The sequence below is a fragment of the Zestomonas carbonaria genome, from assembly GCF_904061905.1.
GTDB classification, from domain to species: Bacteria; Pseudomonadota; Gammaproteobacteria; order Pseudomonadales; family Pseudomonadaceae; genus Aquipseudomonas; species Aquipseudomonas carbonaria.
In genome coordinates this window covers 129927-144791 of record NZ_CAJFCI010000029.1, presented here as the reverse complement: position 1 = coordinate 144791, position 14865 = coordinate 129927, and the positions used below count along the sequence as shown (strand labels likewise).

At 65.9% G+C, this 14865-nt stretch carries 12 protein-coding genes; 8 read left to right on the top strand and 4 right to left on the bottom strand.

Going from position 1 to position 14865, the window contains the following annotated elements:
- The first annotated feature begins 46 nt into the window (after nucleotides 1-46).
- Genes PSEWESI4_RS06655 through PSEWESI4_RS06640 form a run of 4 tightly spaced genes read left to right on the top strand, consistent with a single transcriptional unit; the run spans nucleotide 47 to nucleotide 5015 of the window.
- Complete coding sequence (locus PSEWESI4_RS06655; RefSeq protein ID WP_187670406.1) at nucleotides 47-1816, top strand: carbamoyltransferase family protein; 1770 nt, start codon at nucleotides 47-49, stop codon at nucleotides 1814-1816.
- A complete protein-coding gene (locus PSEWESI4_RS06650; RefSeq protein ID WP_187670405.1) occupies nucleotides 1788-2705 on the top strand; it encodes a glycosyltransferase family 2 protein in 918 nt (305 codons plus the stop codon). Before PSEWESI4_RS06655 ends, PSEWESI4_RS06650 begins: the two co-directional genes overlap by 29 nt.
- Nucleotides 2705-3844, top strand: a complete 1140-nt coding sequence (locus PSEWESI4_RS06645; RefSeq protein ID WP_187670404.1) for a glycosyltransferase — start codon at nucleotides 2705-2707, stop codon at nucleotides 3842-3844. Before PSEWESI4_RS06650 ends, PSEWESI4_RS06645 begins: the two co-directional genes overlap by 1 nt.
- 7 nt (nucleotides 3845-3851) lie before the next feature.
- A complete protein-coding gene (locus PSEWESI4_RS06640) occupies nucleotides 3852-5015 on the top strand; it encodes an O-antigen ligase family protein (RefSeq protein WP_187670403.1) in 1164 nt (387 codons plus the stop codon).
- On the opposite strand, the gene PSEWESI4_RS06635 is transcribed toward PSEWESI4_RS06640, so the two are convergent.
- Nucleotides 4971-5951, bottom strand: a complete 981-nt coding sequence (locus tag PSEWESI4_RS06635; protein WP_187670402.1) for a glycosyltransferase family 2 protein — start codon at nucleotides 5949-5951, stop codon at nucleotides 4971-4973. The two genes, PSEWESI4_RS06640 and PSEWESI4_RS06635, sit on opposite strands and share 45 nt — an antisense overlap.
- Entirely contained in the window at nucleotides 5948-6655 is a 708-nt protein-coding gene (locus PSEWESI4_RS06630; RefSeq protein ID WP_187670401.1) for a phosphotransferase, read from the bottom strand. The genes PSEWESI4_RS06635 and PSEWESI4_RS06630 overlap by 4 nt, the downstream gene beginning before the upstream one ends.
- A 121-nt stretch (nucleotides 6656-6776) precedes the next feature.
- Here PSEWESI4_RS06630 and msbA point away from each other — a divergent pair, with 121 nt between their 5' ends.
- From msbA to PSEWESI4_RS06610, 4 genes are all read left to right on the top strand, one after another.
- Nucleotides 6777-8597, top strand: a complete 1821-nt coding sequence (gene msbA, locus PSEWESI4_RS06625; RefSeq protein ID WP_187670400.1) for a lipid A export permease/ATP-binding protein MsbA — start codon at nucleotides 6777-6779, stop codon at nucleotides 8595-8597.
- 79 nt (nucleotides 8598-8676) lie between these two features.
- Nucleotides 8677-10098: a bifunctional D-glycero-beta-D-manno-heptose-7-phosphate kinase/D-glycero-beta-D-manno-heptose 1-phosphate adenylyltransferase HldE gene (gene hldE / locus PSEWESI4_RS06620; protein WP_187670399.1), complete on the top strand. Its 1422-nt coding sequence runs from the start codon at nucleotides 8677-8679 to the stop codon at nucleotides 10096-10098.
- A 172-nt stretch (nucleotides 10099-10270) separates the two neighbouring features.
- Nucleotides 10271-11563, top strand: a complete 1293-nt coding sequence (locus PSEWESI4_RS06615) for an acyl-CoA dehydrogenase family protein (RefSeq protein ID WP_187670398.1) — start codon at nucleotides 10271-10273, stop codon at nucleotides 11561-11563.
- Nucleotides 11564-11576: 13 nt separating this feature from the next.
- Nucleotides 11577-12785, top strand: a complete 1209-nt coding sequence (locus PSEWESI4_RS06610) for an acyl-CoA dehydrogenase family protein (RefSeq protein ID WP_187670397.1) — start codon at nucleotides 11577-11579, stop codon at nucleotides 12783-12785.
- Between the two features lie 52 nt (nucleotides 12786-12837).
- Here the strand turns inward: PSEWESI4_RS06610 and choV are convergent, their stop codons facing one another.
- Together choV and choW are read right to left on the bottom strand one after the other, a co-directional pair.
- Entirely contained in the window at nucleotides 12838-14013 is a 1176-nt protein-coding gene (gene choV, locus PSEWESI4_RS06605) for a choline ABC transporter ATP-binding protein (RefSeq protein ID WP_187670396.1), read from the bottom strand.
- Nucleotides 14010-14864 carry a choline ABC transporter permease subunit gene (gene choW / locus PSEWESI4_RS06600; RefSeq protein ID WP_187670395.1) on the bottom strand — a complete coding sequence of 285 codons (855 nt, stop codon included), beginning with the start codon at nucleotides 14862-14864 and terminating at the stop codon, nucleotides 14010-14012. The genes choV and choW overlap by 4 nt, the downstream gene beginning before the upstream one ends.
- Nucleotide 14865 lies beyond the last annotated feature (1 nt).

The window sequence follows — 14865 nt, the reverse complement described above, 5'->3', positions numbered from 1 at the left end:
CTCCAGGCTTCTGGCTTGAAGCCCGGCTCCACGAAGAGGCAACACCGTGTCACTGACGATTCTCGGCCTATCCGGCGCCCTCAGCCATGATCCTTCCGCCGCCCTGTACATCGACGGCAAGCTGATCGCGGCAGTCGAAGAAGAGCGCTTCGTCCGCGACAAGCACGCGAAGAACCGCATGCCCTACGAATCGGCCAGGTTCTGCCTGGAACAGGCGGGGATCAAGCCGGCCGACGTCGACGTGGTGGCCATCCCCTTCGCGCCGATCAGCCTGTTCGGCAAGGCACGCTGGCACTATGCCAAGCGCTACGCCTACGCCCCGGACCGCGCGCTGGATGCCATCCTCATGGGCAACCGCCGCTACAAGCGCTACCACAAGCGCATCCAGTGGTGCCTGCAACAGCTCGGCTTCGACCTCAAGAAGGTCAAGATCGAGCCGGTCGAGCACCACCTGGCCCACGCCTCCAGCGCCTATCACTGCTCGGGCTTCCAGGAGAAGACCGCGATCCTCGGCATCGACGGCAAGGGCGAGTACGCCACCACCTTCTTCGGCTGGGGCGAGAACGGCAAGATCCACAAGATCAAGGAATTCTACGACCCGGATTCGCTCGGCGGCCTGTACGGCGCGATCACCGAGTTCCTCGGCTTCGAGATGCTCGACGGCGAGTTCAAGGTCATGGGCATGGCACCCTACGGCGATGCCAGCAAGTACGATTTTTCCCGCCTGGCCAAGTTCGAGAACGGCGAACTGGTGATCAACACCGAATACGCCAACGTCATCGGCCTGCGCCGCTACAAGGAAAAGGGCAAGGGCTTCTACTTCTCGCCCAAGCTGATCGAGTGGCTGGGCCCGAAGCGCGAGGGCGACATCGCCGACGACCCCTACGTGCACTACGCCGCCAGCATGCAGGCGCTGTTCGAGAAGCTGGCGCTGGAGATGATGGACTACTACCTCGGCGACATCATCCGCGAGACCGGCAAGATCGCCTTCGCCGGCGGCTGCGCGCTGAACGTCAAGCTCAACCAGAAGATCATCGCCCGCCCGGACGTGAAGGAACTGTTCGTCCAGCCTGCCTCCGGCGACGCTGGCACCGCGGTCGGCGCGGCGGCCTACGTATCGGTGCAGCGCGGCGTGCCGGTGGAGAAGATGGAGCACGTCTACCTCGGCCCGTCCTACACCAACGAAGACGTCATCGCCGCCTGCGCCCGGCACCCGAACAAGCCGGTGTTCAGGCAGATCGCCGATGTCGAGAAGCGCATCGCCCGGATCATGGTCGACGGCAACCCGGTGGCCTGGTTCCAGGGTCGCATGGAGTTCGGCCCGCGCGCCCTCGGCGGTCGCTCGATCATCGGCTGTCCGAGCGTGCCGGGCGTGGCCGACCGCATCAACGAACAGATCAAGTTCCGCGAACGCTGGAGGCCCTTCTGCCCGTCGATGCTCGACAGCGTGGCGCCGCAGATGCTCAAGGTCGACCACCCGTCGCCGTTCATGACCTTCACCTTCGAAGTCAACGAAGAGTGGAAGACCCGCGTCGGCGAAGTCGTGCACGAGGACGGCACCTCCCGCGCCCAGGTCCTCGAGCGCCGCCACAACCCGCGCTGGTACGACCTGATGAAGGAACTGGAAAACCTCACCGGCAACGGCGTATCGCTGAACACCTCGCTCAACCGCCGCGGCGAACCGATGATCTGCTCGCCGACCGACGCGCTGAACATGTTCTACGGCTCGGACCTGCAGTACCTGATCATGGAAGACATCCTGGTGGTTAAGGAAGGCAAGGATTGGTATGAGCGTGCCGACCAAGCGTCTGCTTAGCATCGTCATTCCCGCCTACAACTACGCGGCGGTCCTGCCACGTGCGATAGCGTCGGTGATGCCCCAGCTCGACGAGGGCGATGAGCTGCTGGTCGTCGACGACGGCTCGACCGATGACACGCGGCAGGTGCTGGAGCGTCTCCAGCAGGTCGGCCCGGGAAGTTTCCGGGTCATCCACAAGGCCAACGGCGGCGCTTCGTCGGCGCGTAACCTGGGTATCCGGGAGGCATCGGGCGACTATCTGGTGTTTCTCGATGCCGATGACGAACTGGTGCCGGGCGCGCTGGCGGCGCTAAGGAAGCATCTCGCCGCGCAGCCGCAGACCCGCCTGGTGATTGGCGGCCATGTCGGCGTCTTTCCGGATGGCAGGCGCCGCGAGCACCTGCCGCCAGCGCTGGCCGAGCAACCGCTGGCGCGGCTGCGCGCCTACCTGCTGGACAAGCGCATCGCCCTGTCCAATGGTGCCTGCGCCATGCATCGGGAAATCTTCGAGCGTGGCGACTACCCGGAAGCCTTTCGCAGTGCCGAGGACATTCCGGTATTCGCCCAGGCCCTGGCCAATTACCCCAGCACGGTGCTCGAGCAGCCCCTGGTGCTGATCCACAAGCATGACGACAGCCTGCGTCATCAGTTCAGCCACGCCAAGGCGGGTGGCTTGGCCCTGGTCGACGAAGTGTTTTCGCCACGGCGGCTGGGTAGCGAATTCCAATCGCTGAAGCCCGAGTTCTACGTGCAGCGCAGCCTGTCGCTGTTTCGCAGCGCCTATCTGGCCGGAGATGTCTCTGCCGCCAAGGATTACTTTCGCGCCGCGATCAAGCGGGACTGGCGGGTGCTGTTCAAGGGCTCGTATGCGCGCAAGGCATTGCGCCTGTGGTTCAGGAGGCCCTGATGAGCCGCAAGATCAAGGTCCTGCAGTTGCAGAACCGCTACAACGTCAATGCCTCCGATCTTGCCGAGCAGGTGATCCAGGGGTTGCCTGTCGATCGCTTCGAGGTGACCACCGCTTTCCTGCGTGATCGGCCGCAGCCGGGAGGCCCCGAAAGCCGTGCGCCGCGCTCGGTCTACTTCGATTTCCGCCAGTCGGACTTGAAGGGGCTGCGGTTGAGAGCGTTGTGGCGCCTCTACAAGCTTTGCCGCGAAGAGCGTTTCGATGTGGTGATCGCCCATCGCTTCAAGCCGATGAACATGCTGATGTTGCTGAACCGCTGGTTGCGCATTCCGCTCTGCATCGGCGTGCAGCACGGTATCGGCGACTTCGACCGCGCCTATCGGCGCTGGGAGGCTCGCCGCCTGTTGACGTCGAACTGGCGTGTGGTGGGGGTGTCGCGAGCGGTGCGGGACTATCTGGTGAACTGCGGTGCCGGCTTCGATACGCGCAACACGGTGCAGATCAACAACGCCATCGACATCTCGCGCGCCGAAAGCCTTCAGCATCCCCGCGGGCAGGCCAGGGCGATGCTCGGACTGACGCCCGAGGCATTCGTCTTCGGCACGATCGGCCGCCTGGTGCCGGTCAAGGGACACATCTATCTGATCGAGGCGTTCGCCCGGGTGCAGGCCCGTTACCCGCAGGCCCTGGTGGCTATCATCGGCGAAGGCCGTGCCCGCGCCGATCTCGAGGCGGCCATCGCCCGACATGGGCTGCAAGGGCGTGTGCACCTGCTCGGTGCCAAAGAGGATGCGTTGCAGTATGTGCGCGCCTACGACGTCTTCGTGATGCCCTCGCTGAGCGAGGGCTTGCCACTGGCCCTGCTGGAGGGCATGAGCGGCCACTTGCCGGTGATCGGTTCGGACATCGACAGCCTGCGTCCGATTCTCGAGGATTGCGGCGGCCACCTGTTCAGGTCTGGCGATGTGGATGATCTGGCCGCCCGGCTTGAGCAGGTGCTCGAACTTTCGCCCCAGGCCCTGCGCGAAGAGGGCGAGCGGGCCTATGCCTATCTTTGCGAGGCGCACGGGATCATCGATTTTCGCAGGCAGTATCTCGAGCTGATTTCAGAGGGCACCCCTGGTAGCACGGATGCCTAGCCGGCTCATGGCACGGCTGCAGCCGCACCTCCTGCTGCCAGGAGCGGTATGCCTGCTGGTCGGCATCGGTCTTCCCACCAGCAATCTGTATCACCAGTTCCTGGCCATCCTGCTCTGGATCCCGGGGCTGGCGATGCTCTGGACGTGTCGCTCGGAGCTGCGTCAGTTGCTGCGTTCCGCCTTGGGCGTGAGCCTGCTGGCGTTCACCGCGTGGTCCCTGGCGACCCTGTTCTGGTCGTCGGTCGATGATCCGTTCAGGCAGTTCAAGCATGTCCTGTATGTGGTCCTCAGCCTTTGGGCAATGAGACTGCTGGGCACCTTGCCGCAATTCCCGCTGGAGAGGATGCTGCGGTTCGCCGCTTATTTCATGGCTGGCCTCGCCGGCGTCTACCTGCTGAAGACCTATTGGCTCGAAGGGGCTGCCTGGACGGCCAGGGTGACAGGGGTCTGGCAACTGGAGCATTCGATCCTGGCGGCGCAGGCGTTCGGTTTCTTCATGGTCGTGCTCTACAACCTGAAACCTGACGGAGCCCGAGAGACCGGAGTATGGGCAGTGGCACTTGCGGTGCTGCTGGCCTACCTGGTGTTCGCGCAGAGCAAAGGCATATGGATCGCCCTGGCTGCGGTTCTCGTTCTGGCTCCGCTCTGGAAAAGGGAGCGCCTCTATACGGTCCTCTCCGCCGGTTGTCTGTTGGGGGGCGGCGCGGCGCTCTGGTTGGCGCCGGAGTTCGCATTGCAACGAGGGCTGTCCTATCGCCCGGAGCTGGCGGAGGAGGGCCTGAAGCTGCTGCTGGGCGGCAATCCGTTCCTGGGGCTGGGTATGGGGAGCTCGTTCCAGCTGCAGATAGAGGCGATTGCCGCACCCTTCGACCATCCCCACAACCTGCTCCTGGACATCGCTCTGCAACTCGGGCTGGTCGGGCTGGTGCTGTGGGTCGGTGCCTGGCTGCTGGTGGGTTGGCTGGCCTGGCGCATGTGGGACGTACCGCTGGGCAGCGCTCTGTTGGGCGCCTGGCTGTTCGCTTCGCTGGCGGTGCTTTCGGATGGTGCCGGGCTCTGGAGCAAACCCCAGGAGATATGGTTCCTGACCTGGATTCCGATCGGCCTGGCACTGGCCCTGGAGCGGCTACAGGCGTGGAGGCGCCAGCCTCTCGATCATTCTCCGCCATAGCGGCCAGTCGGCTCCGGCAGCCTGCTCGATTGAGGCCCGTGCCTCTTTGCCCAGCGCTTTGTGGTACTTCGCCAATGTGGCCCAATGCAGGGTCGCAAGGCGCTTGTCGCCGGTCTGCTGCGACAGCCATCCGGCCAGCTTGCTCATCAGCGGCAGGTAGTCCTGCAACAGCTCGCTGGAGAGTGCCTTTCTCTGTTGCCATATCTGGTAGTGGCTGTGCAGCTGCTGCGTGCTGGCCTGTATGCCTACCTTGGGCAGCAGGGACAGCAGGAGCCCGACTATCGCATCCTGGTTGCGCTCCTGCAGGCGCTGCGAGGCCTGCTGGGCATGGGTCCGGTAGTTGAGCAGCGTTTGGGGGATATTGCCCATCCGGATGGTGGGATCGCTCAGGAAAACGTCGAGAAAGAAACCGTAGTCCTCCGCGAAGGCCAGGCCCTCCCGATAGCGGACCTCGCCGAGTGCTGCGCGCCGCATCATCACGGTGGGATTGGGCAGCGTTCGTCCGAGGAACAGATAGTTCCACTTCAGTTCCGCGTCGTCGCACGGATAGCGGACTTCACGCTCGCTGCGGCCGAAGGTACGCAGCCAGCTACCGCAGATGTCCAGGCGCTGCGCCTGCATGGTTTCCAACTGGAGCGCGAAACGTTCGGGCAGGCAGATATCGTCGGCATCCATCAAGGCGATGAAATCGCCGTCGCAAACGGCCAGCCCGCGATTTCTCGCAGCCGAGACACCGGCGTTTTCCTGGTCGATCAGTTGGATACGCTGCTCTTTGCTCTGGAGTTGCTGCAGCAGCTCCAGCGACTGATCGGTAGAGCCGTCGTTGATGACGACGATCTGGTCTGCCGGCCGGGTCTGGGCGAACAGGGACTCCAGCGTTTCCTTGAGGTAGGGGGCGGCGTTATAGACCGGAATCAGGACGCTCAGGCGGCTCATCTCTGCTCACTCTCGCATTGCTCGGCGATCCCCTCGGCGATGGTCGGGGACGCCTGAAGCAGCCGGGCCAGGTACTCATTGAAGTACGCCTTCTGGGCGGGAGGCAGGTCGCTGCAGTAACCGGCCGCGAACTGGATGGCTTCGGGCTGGAGCATGGCGATGTCCCGGGTATATCTGAACAGGTGCTGGAAGTTGCGCTTGCGCTGGTTGCGATTGAGCGCGCGCGCGCCGCAGCGCATGTCGGCGATATCGATCAGGCCCAGTTCCGAGTCGTCGGTCAGCACGATGTTGCCGAGGTGCAGTGAGCGGAAGTAGACCCCTTGCCGATGCAACTGCGCAATGAAAGCACCCAGTCGCCGGCAGGTTCTCGAAAGGGTGCCCGAATCCTGCTGAGGCAGGCATTGGCGCAAGGTCTCTCCGGGAAGCGGCCAGTAGTGCACGGCCGTTCTCTCTATGGAGTTGATGCGGTAGGTGTCGATGATCTCGGGGCAGGGAATGTACCGGGCTTTCAGGGCGTCGGCGTTCCTGGCGAAGCGAACGGCATAGGGGCGATAGAGACTGGATGAAAGCAGGCGCTTGCGTCGGAACAGCTTGAGGAAACTGCCATCCGTTAGATTCAGGACTTTCTCGCCATGGTGATCAGCTTCCAGCAGCTCGGCATTCTCGCGTAGCGACATGAATTGTTCATAAGTCAGTGGGGTCATGGGGCATTCACGCTGAAATGAGGCCGGCAAGCCGAGAGGCGCAGCAGTTTACCTGATGCCGCGCAGAGAGATCAGGAGCCTATGTTAGACTCCACGACCTGCAATCAAAGGCTTCAGATGAATGACCAACCTTGAACGAAGCGATGCTCAAGCGTCCAGCCTGAAAATCTACTTCCGCCTGCTGAGCTACGTGAAGCCCTATATCGGCATGTTCCTGGTGAGCATCGTCGGCTTCCTGATCTTCGCTTCGACCCAGCCGATGCTCGGCTACATTCTCAAGTACTTCGTCGATGGTCTTTCGAATCCGGATGCCAGCCTGTTTCCCGGTGTTCCCTACCTGGACGACCTCAATCTCGTCCAGGCCGTGCCACTGCTGATCGTCCTGATCGCGCTCTGGCAGGGCGTCGGCTCCTACCTGGGCAACTACTTCCTGGCCAAGGTTTCCCTCGGGCTGGTGCACGACCTGCGCGTGGCGCTGTTCAACAACCTGCTGACCCTGCCCAACCGCTATTTCGACAGCCACAACTCCGGCCACCTGATCTCGCGCATCACCTATAACGTGACCATGGTGACCGGTGCTGCCACCGATGCCATCAAGGTGGTGGTGCGCGAGGGGATGACGGTGGTGTTCCTGTTCGCCACGCTGCTGTGGATGAACTGGAAGCTGACCCTGGTGATGGTGGCCATCCTGCCGCTGATCGGCCTGATGGTGGTCAGTGCCAGCAAGAAATTCCGCAAGCAGAGCAAGAAGATCCAGGTGGCCATGGGCGATGTCACCCATGTGTCCTCCGAGACCATCCAGGGTTACCGGGTGGTGCGCAGCTTCGGCGGCGAGGGTTACGAGCAGCAGCGCTTCCTCGATGCCAGCGAGGACAATAGCCGCAAGCAGTTGCGCATGGTGAAGACCAACGCGATCTACACCCCGACGCTGCAAGTGGTCATCTATGCCGCCATGGCAGTGCTGATGTTCCTCGTGCTGTTCATGCGCGGCGATGCCTCGGCGGGCGACCTGGTTGCCTACATCACCCTGGCTGGCCTGCTGCCCAAGCCGATTCGCCAGCTCTCCGAAGTCAGCTCGACCATCCAGAAGGGTGTGGCCGGTGCCGAGAGTATCTTCGAGCAGCTCGACGAAGCGCCGGAGGTCGACAACGGCACGGTCGAGCGCGAGCGGGTCAGCGGCCGGCTGGAGGTGCGCGACCTGAGCTTCCAGTACCCGGGCGCCGAGAAGACGGTGCTGCACGATGTGTCCTTCGTTGCCGAACCGGGGCAGATGATCGCCCTGGTCGGGCGCTCCGGCAGCGGCAAGTCGACCCTGGCCAACCTGATCCCGCGTTTCTATCACCATGATCAGGGGCAGATCCTGCTCGATGGCGTGGATGTCGAGGACTACCGCCTGCGCAACCTGCGCCGGCACATCGCCCTGGTCACCCAGCACGTCACCCTGTTCAACGACACGGTGGCCAACAACATCGCCTATGGCGATCTCGCCGGCGCGCCGCTCGATGACGTGAAGAAGGCCGCCAGCGCCGCCTATGCCGCCGAGTTCATCGACAAGCTGCCGCAGGGCTACGACACCCTGGTCGGCGAGAATGGCGTGCTGCTCTCCGGCGGCCAGCGCCAGCGCCTGGCGATCGCCCGCGCGCTGCTGAAGAACGCTCCGCTGCTGATTCTCGACGAGGCCACCTCGGCCCTGGACACCGAGTCGGAGCGGCATATCCAGGCGGCGCTGGACGAGGTGATGAAGGGCCGCACCACCTTGGTGATCGCCCACCGCCTGTCGACCATCGAGAAGGCCGACCTGATCCTGGTGATGGACCAGGGGCAGATCGTCGAGCGCGGCAGCCACGCCGAATTGCTGGCGCTGAACGGCTACTACGCGCGCCTGCACGCCAAGCAGTTCCAGGAAGGCGACGAGCCGGTGGCCGCCGAGCAGGACGGCTGATTCCGGCTGCCGCCTGGCGAGGCGGACAGGGGCTCTATGCTATGATGCCCGACGTTTTTCCTCGTCTTCCGGAGCCGCAATGAAGCTTTCCATGCCCCGTTTCGACCAAGCCCCCGTCCTCGTGGTTGGCGACGTCATGCTCGATCGTTACTGGCACGGCAGCACCTCGCGGATTTCCCCGGAGGCGCCGGTACCGGTGGTCAAGGTCGACCAGATCGAGGACCGTCCGGGCGGTGCCGCCAACGTTGCGCTGAACATCGCCGCCCTGGGCGCGCCGGCTGCGCTGATCGGCGTGACCGGCGCGGACGAGGCGGCCGACAGCCTGGCCGCGAGCCTGTCCAGCGCCGGGGTGAAGACCCGCTTCCAGCGCATCGCCGCGCAGCCGACCATCGTCAAGCTGCGGGTCATGAGCCGTCACCAGCAACTGCTGCGCATGGACTTCGAACAACCCTTCGCCACCGACGCCGCGGCGCTGGCCGGTGACGTCGGCGCGCTGCTCGACGGCGTCAAGGTGCTGGTGCTTTCCGACTACGGCAAGGGCGCGCTGCGCAACCATCAGGAACTGATCCGCATCGCGCGCGAGCGCGGCGTCCCGGTGCTGGCCGACCCCAAGGGCAAGGATTTCGGCATCTATCGCGGCGCCAGCCTGATCACCCCCAACCTCAGCGAGTTCGAGGCCATCGTCGGCCGCTGTGCCGACGAGCACGAGCTGGTCGCCAAGGGCGCGACGCTGATGCGCGAACTGGAGCTGGACGCCCTGCTGGTGACCCGTGGCGAGCACGGCATGACCCTGCTGCGTCCCGACCAGCCGGCCCTGCACCTGCCGGCGCGGGCCCGCGAAGTGTTCGACGTCACCGGTGCCGGCGACACGGTGATCTCCACCCTGGCCGCCGCCATTGCCGCCGGCGAGGAGCTGCCGCAGGCGGTGGCGCTGGCCAACCTGGCTGCCGGCATCGTGGTCGGCAAGCTGGGCACCGCGGCGATCAGCGCCCCCGAGCTGCGCCGCGCGGTGCAGCGCGAAGAGGGCTCCGAGCGCGGTGTGCTGAGCCTCGAACAATTGCTCACCAGCATCGATGACGCCCGCGCCCACGGCGAGAAGATCGTCTTCACCAACGGCTGCTTCGACATCCTCCACGCCGGCCACGTGACCTACCTGGAGCAGGCCCGCGCCCAGGGCGACCGCCTAGTGGTCGCGATCAACGACGACGCCTCGGTCAGCCGCCTCAAGGGCCCGGGCCGGCCGATCAACTCGGTGGACCGGCGCATGGCGGTGCTCGCCGGCCTGGAGGCGGTGGACTGGGTGGTGAGCTTCGGCGAAGACACGCCCGAGCGCCTGCTCACCCAGGTCAAGCCGGACGTGCTGGTCAAGGGCGGCGACTACGGCATCGACCAGGTGGTCGGCGCCGGTATCGTGCAGGCCTACGGCGGCGAGGTGAAGGTGCTGGGGCTGGTGGAGAACAGCTCGACCACCGCCATCGTCGAGAAGATCCGCAGCCGCTAGTTCCGTAGGGTGGATGTCGCTTTTTACATCCACCATGCCCCGCCTGGTGGATCGACAAGGCGTGGTTCCCCCTGCGACTGACTGACCTGCCACCCTGCCGCGGCGGCCCGGTCATAGCCGCTTCGCGCCGTCGCGCGCATGCTGTGGGTATCTTCATCCCGTCTGGAGCGAGATGCCCATGCCTTCCACTGTCCAAGGCCGCGCACTGGCGGTGCTCAACCGGGTGGCCCAGGCCGATTGGCCGGACCGCCTGAAACTGCGCCAGCCGCTGGAAAAACTGGTCTATGCCGGCAGCCGTGCCGGTTTTCGCCTGGCCGCCGAGCGCGGCGGCAAGCAGCAGAGCGCCACGCCGCGCCTGAGCGATCCGGCCACGCTGTTCGACCTGTCGCTCACCGACGAGCAGCAGATGCTGGTCGACATGCTCGGCGGTTTCGCCCGCGAGGTGTTGCGTCCGGCTGCCGAGGGGGCCGACGCGCGCGGCTCGGTGCCTGCCGAACTGCTCAACCAGGCCCATGAGCTGGGCCTCAGTCACTATGGCGTCGGCGAGGAGCAAGGCGGCCTGGCCGGTGGGCGCACCACCCTGACCAACGCGCTGATCGCCGAGGCGCTTGGCCAGGGCGACCTGTCCCTGGCCGCCGCCCTGCTGGTGCCGCTGTCGGCGGCCAACTGCCTGCGTCGCTGGGGCTCGGCGGAGCAGCGCGCACGCTGGCTGCCGGCCTTCGTCGAGGCCGAGCCGGCGCCGCTCACGGCCATCGCGGTCAACGAGCCGGTGGCGTTGTTCGATCCGCTCAAGCCGGCCACCCGTGCCCGGCGCAAGGGCAAGCACTATCTGCTGTCCGGCGAGAAATGCCTGGTGCTGCGCGGCCTGGAGGCCAGCCGGCTGATCGTCGCCGCCCAGGCCGAGGATGGTCCGGCGCTGTTCCTGGTCGACGCGGCTGCCAAAGGCGTCAGCCGCCACGCCGAGCCGGCCATGGGCCTGCGTGCCGGTGGCACCGCACGCATTCGCTTCAAGGCTGCCAGGGTCCCCGTCGAGCAGCGCCTGGCCTCCGAGGACTTCGACTACCAGAGCTTCCTGGACTACGCCGCGCTGGCCTGGTGCGGCCTGGCGGTGGGTACCGGCCAGGCCGCGCTGGACTACGTGACCGGCTACTGCAACGAGCGGGTGGCTTTCGGCGAACCGATCAGCCATCGCCAGGGCGTGGCGTTCATGGTCGCCGATATCGCCGTGGAGCTGGACGCCATGCGCCTGATGGTCTGGCGCGCCTGCGCGCGGGCCGAGGCGGGGTTGCCGTTCCACCGAGAGGCCTACCTGGCGCGCCTGTTGTGCGCCGAGAAGGCGATGAAGATCGGCAGCGATGCGGTGCAATTGCTCGGCGGCCACGGCTTCACCCAGGAACACCCGGTCGAGCGCTGGTACCGCGATCTGCGCGGCGTGGCGATCATGGCCGGCGGCCTGCACCTGTGAGGGACGCGACAGTATGAATCTGGAAACCCCCAAGAAATTCGGCGGCCTGGTCCGCCAGGCGCATCAGGTGGCGGAGCACTATTTCCGTCCCATTTCGCGCAAGTACGACAAGGCCGAGCACGCCTATCCCAAGGAGCTGGACCTGCTCGCCGCGCTGCTCGACGGCATGAACGCCGGCTCGCCGGATGCGGTGGGCGCCGGCTCGGCGAGCAAGCGCGGCGCCGCTCGCGAGCAGCAGGAAGGCGTCAAGAACGGCGGCAACATGGCCGCGCTGCTCGGCGTGATGGAGCTGTGCTGGGGCGACGTCGGCCTGCTGCTGGCCATGCCGCGCCAGGGGCTGGGCAACGCGGCGATCGCGGCGGTGGCCAACGAGGATCAGTTGCAGCGCTTCGCCGGCACCTGGGCGGCGATGGCGATCACCGAGCCGGGCTGCGGCTCCGACTCGGCGGCGATCCGCACCACCGCGGTGAAGGACGGCGACGACTACATCCTCAACGGCGAGAAGATCTTCGTCACTTCCGGGGCGCGCGCCGATTCCGTGGTGGTCTGGGCGACCCTGGACAGGAGTCTTGGTCGCGCGGCGATCAAGTCCTTCGTGGTCGAGCAGGGCACTCGGGGGATGACCGTCGCCCGCCTGGAGAAGAAGCTCGGCATCAAGGCATCGGACACCGCGGCGATCAGTTTCGTCGACTGCCGGGTGCCGGCGGCCAACCTGCTCGGCAACCCCGAGATCGACGTGCAGAAGGGCTTTGCCGGGGTCATGGAGACCTTCGACAACACCCGTCCGCTGGTCGCCGGGATGGCCATCGGCGTAGCCAAGGCGGCGCTCGACCGCACCCGCGAATTGCTCAAGGGCGCCTGTGCGTTCGATTATGCGAAGCCGCTGTTCAGCGTCAGCCACGCCGAGGCGACCCTCTACCGGCTGGAGGCCGAGTGGGAAGCGGCGCGCCTGCTGACCCTCAAGGCGGCCTGGATGGCCGACAACAAGCTGCCCAACTCCAAGGAAGCGTCGATCGCCAAGGCCAAGGCCGGGCGGGTGGCCACCGAGGTGACCCTGAAGTGCGTGGAGCTGGCCGGTGCACTGGGTTACGGCGAGGACGAGTTGCTGGAGAAGTGGGCGCGCGATTCGAAGATCCTCGACATCTTCGAGGGCACCCAGCAGATCCAGATGCTGATCGTTGCCCGGCGGTTGTTGGGCAAGAGTTCCGGGGAGTTGAAGTAGGGGTTATTGCACTAGGCGAACAGCTCCCTCTCCCTCCGGGAGAGGGTAGCCGCTACGCCGGCTGCCCCAGCAGCGCGTGGTACAGCTCGTGATCGTCGAGCAGACCGACGATGCGTCCCTGTTCCTGCAACACCAGCGGGTGGCGGGTGCGGTAGCGCACTTGCAGGGCGTCGCGCATGACGATTCGCGCATCCACCAGGGTCGGTTGGGGAAGCAACTCGCTGAGCGGCTGGCCGGGTGTCCACTGTTGCAGCTCCAGGGGCTGGTCGCCGCGCCGGGCGCCGAGCGGACGCTGGTCGCTGGCCAGGCCCAGCCAGCAGTCCTGTTCGCGGTCCAGGCAGATTTCCCCGGCGCCGTCGTGGCAGTCGGCCAACGGGCGCATCAGGCTGCGCCCGCTGAGCACGTCGAGCGGGTTGGTGTGGGCGACGAAGTTGCGCACGTAGTCGTCGGCCGGGTTGAGCAGGATGTCTTCGGGGCGGCCGTGCTGGACGATCCGCCCGTCCTTCATGATGGCGATGCGGTTGCCCAGCTTGAGCGCCTCGTCGAGGTCGTGGCTGACGAACACGATGGTCTTGTGCAGGCGCCGTTGCAGGTCGAGCAATTCGTCCTGCAACTGCTGGCGGATCAGCGGGTCGAGGGCCGAGAAGGGTTCGTCCATCAGCAGGATGTCGGCGTCCATGGCCAGCGCGCGGGCCAGGCCGACGCGCTGCTGCATGCCGCCGGACAACTCGTCGGGGCGCTTGTCGCGCCAGGGGCCGAGGCCGACCAGCTCCAGCTTGTCGGTCACCCGCTGGTGCCGTTCGGCCGCCGCCATGCCTTGCAGTTCCAGGCCGAAACCGATGTTCTCGGCCACCGTCAGCCAGGGCAGCAGGGCGAATTGCTGGAACACCATGGCGATGCGCCGGGTGCGCAGGGCCTTGAGCTCGGCGCGGTTGCAGGCGGCGAGGTCCAGCGGCCGGCCTTCGTGCTCGATCCACAGGTGGCCGCGACTGATCCGGTTGAGGCCGTTGACGCAGCGCAGCAGGCTGGATTTTCCGGAGCCGGACAGGCCCATCAGCACGCAGGTTTCGCCGCGCTCGACGGCGAGGCTCGCGCCGGCCACCGCCACCAGTTGGCCGCTGCGGGCGAAGATGGCATCGCGCGACAGGCCTTCATCGAGCAGCTTGAGCGCGCGCTTCGGCGACTTGACGAACACCAGGTCGACCCGGTCGAAGCGGATCAGGCTCATGTGCCGGCCTCCTTCTGGCGCGGTGCCGGCGGTTTGCACACGCGGTCGAGGAGGATCGCCAGCAGCACGATGGCCAGCCCGGCCTCGAAGCCCAGGCCGATGTCGGCGGTGTTCAGCGCGTTGACCACCGGCCGGCCGAGGCCGTCGGCGCCGACCAGCGCGGCGATCACCACCATCGACAGCGACAGCATGATGCACTGGGTCACCCCGGCGGCGATGCTCGGCATGGCGTGCGGCAGTTCGATGCGGGTCAGCAACTGGCGCCGCGAACAGCCGAAGGCACGCCCGGCGTCGAGCAGTTCGTGGGGCACGCCTCGGATGCCCAGGCAGGTGAGGCGGATCGGTGCGGCGATGGCGAACACCACGGTGGAGATCAGCCCCGGCACCGCACCAAGGCCGAACAGCGTCAGGGTGGGGATCAGGTAGACGAAGGTCGGCACCGTCTGCATCAGGTCGAGCACTGGTCGCAGCACGGCGTAGAAGCCCGGTCGATGGGCGGCGAGGACGCCCAGCGGCACGCCGACGGCGACGCACAGCACGGTGGCGAACAGCACCAGGGCGAGGGTTTCCAGGGTTTCCTGCCAGTAGCCGAGGTTGAGGATCAGCAACAGCGCGGCGATGCAGAACAGGGTCAGTCCCCAGCGCCGTTGCAGCCACTGGGTGAGCAGGGCGAACAGGCCGATCAGCGCCAGCGGGTGGAACCACAGCAGCCCGGAAGTGACGCCGTTGATCAGCCATTCCAGGACGCTGGCGATGGTGTCGAAATAACTGGCGCCATGGCGGGTCAGCCAGTCGACGCCGTCGGTGACCGCCTGCCCGAGTGGCAGTTTCTGTTCCAGCGACAGGCCCATC

Coding starts and splice junctions, on each gene's coding strand:
- choW (WP_187670395.1), bottom strand. CDS start 14,864: ATGGGCCTGTCGCTGGAACAGAAACTGCCACTCGGGCAGGCGGTCACC.
- choV (WP_187670396.1), bottom strand. CDS start 14,013: ATGAGCCTGATCCGCTTCGACCGGGTCGACCTGGTGTTCGTCAAGTCG.
- PSEWESI4_RS06650 (WP_187670405.1), top strand. CDS start 1,788: ATGAGCGTGCCGACCAAGCGTCTGCTTAGCATCGTCATTCCCGCCTAC.
- PSEWESI4_RS06610 (WP_187670397.1), top strand. CDS start 11,577: ATGAATCTGGAAACCCCCAAGAAATTCGGCGGCCTGGTCCGCCAGGCG.
- PSEWESI4_RS06635 (WP_187670402.1), bottom strand. CDS start 5,951: ATGAGCCGCCTGAGCGTCCTGATTCCGGTCTATAACGCCGCCCCCTAC.
- PSEWESI4_RS06615 (WP_187670398.1), top strand. CDS start 10,271: ATGCCCATGCCTTCCACTGTCCAAGGCCGCGCACTGGCGGTGCTCAAC.
- PSEWESI4_RS06645 (WP_187670404.1), top strand. CDS start 2,705: ATGAGCCGCAAGATCAAGGTCCTGCAGTTGCAGAACCGCTACAACGTC.
- msbA (WP_187670400.1), top strand. CDS start 6,777: ATGACCAACCTTGAACGAAGCGATGCTCAAGCGTCCAGCCTGAAAATC.
- hldE (WP_187670399.1), top strand. CDS start 8,677: ATGAAGCTTTCCATGCCCCGTTTCGACCAAGCCCCCGTCCTCGTGGTT.
- PSEWESI4_RS06630 (WP_187670401.1), bottom strand. CDS start 6,655: ATGACCCCACTGACTTATGAACAATTCATGTCGCTACGCGAGAATGCC.
- PSEWESI4_RS06640 (WP_187670403.1), top strand. CDS start 3,852: ATGGCACGGCTGCAGCCGCACCTCCTGCTGCCAGGAGCGGTATGCCTG.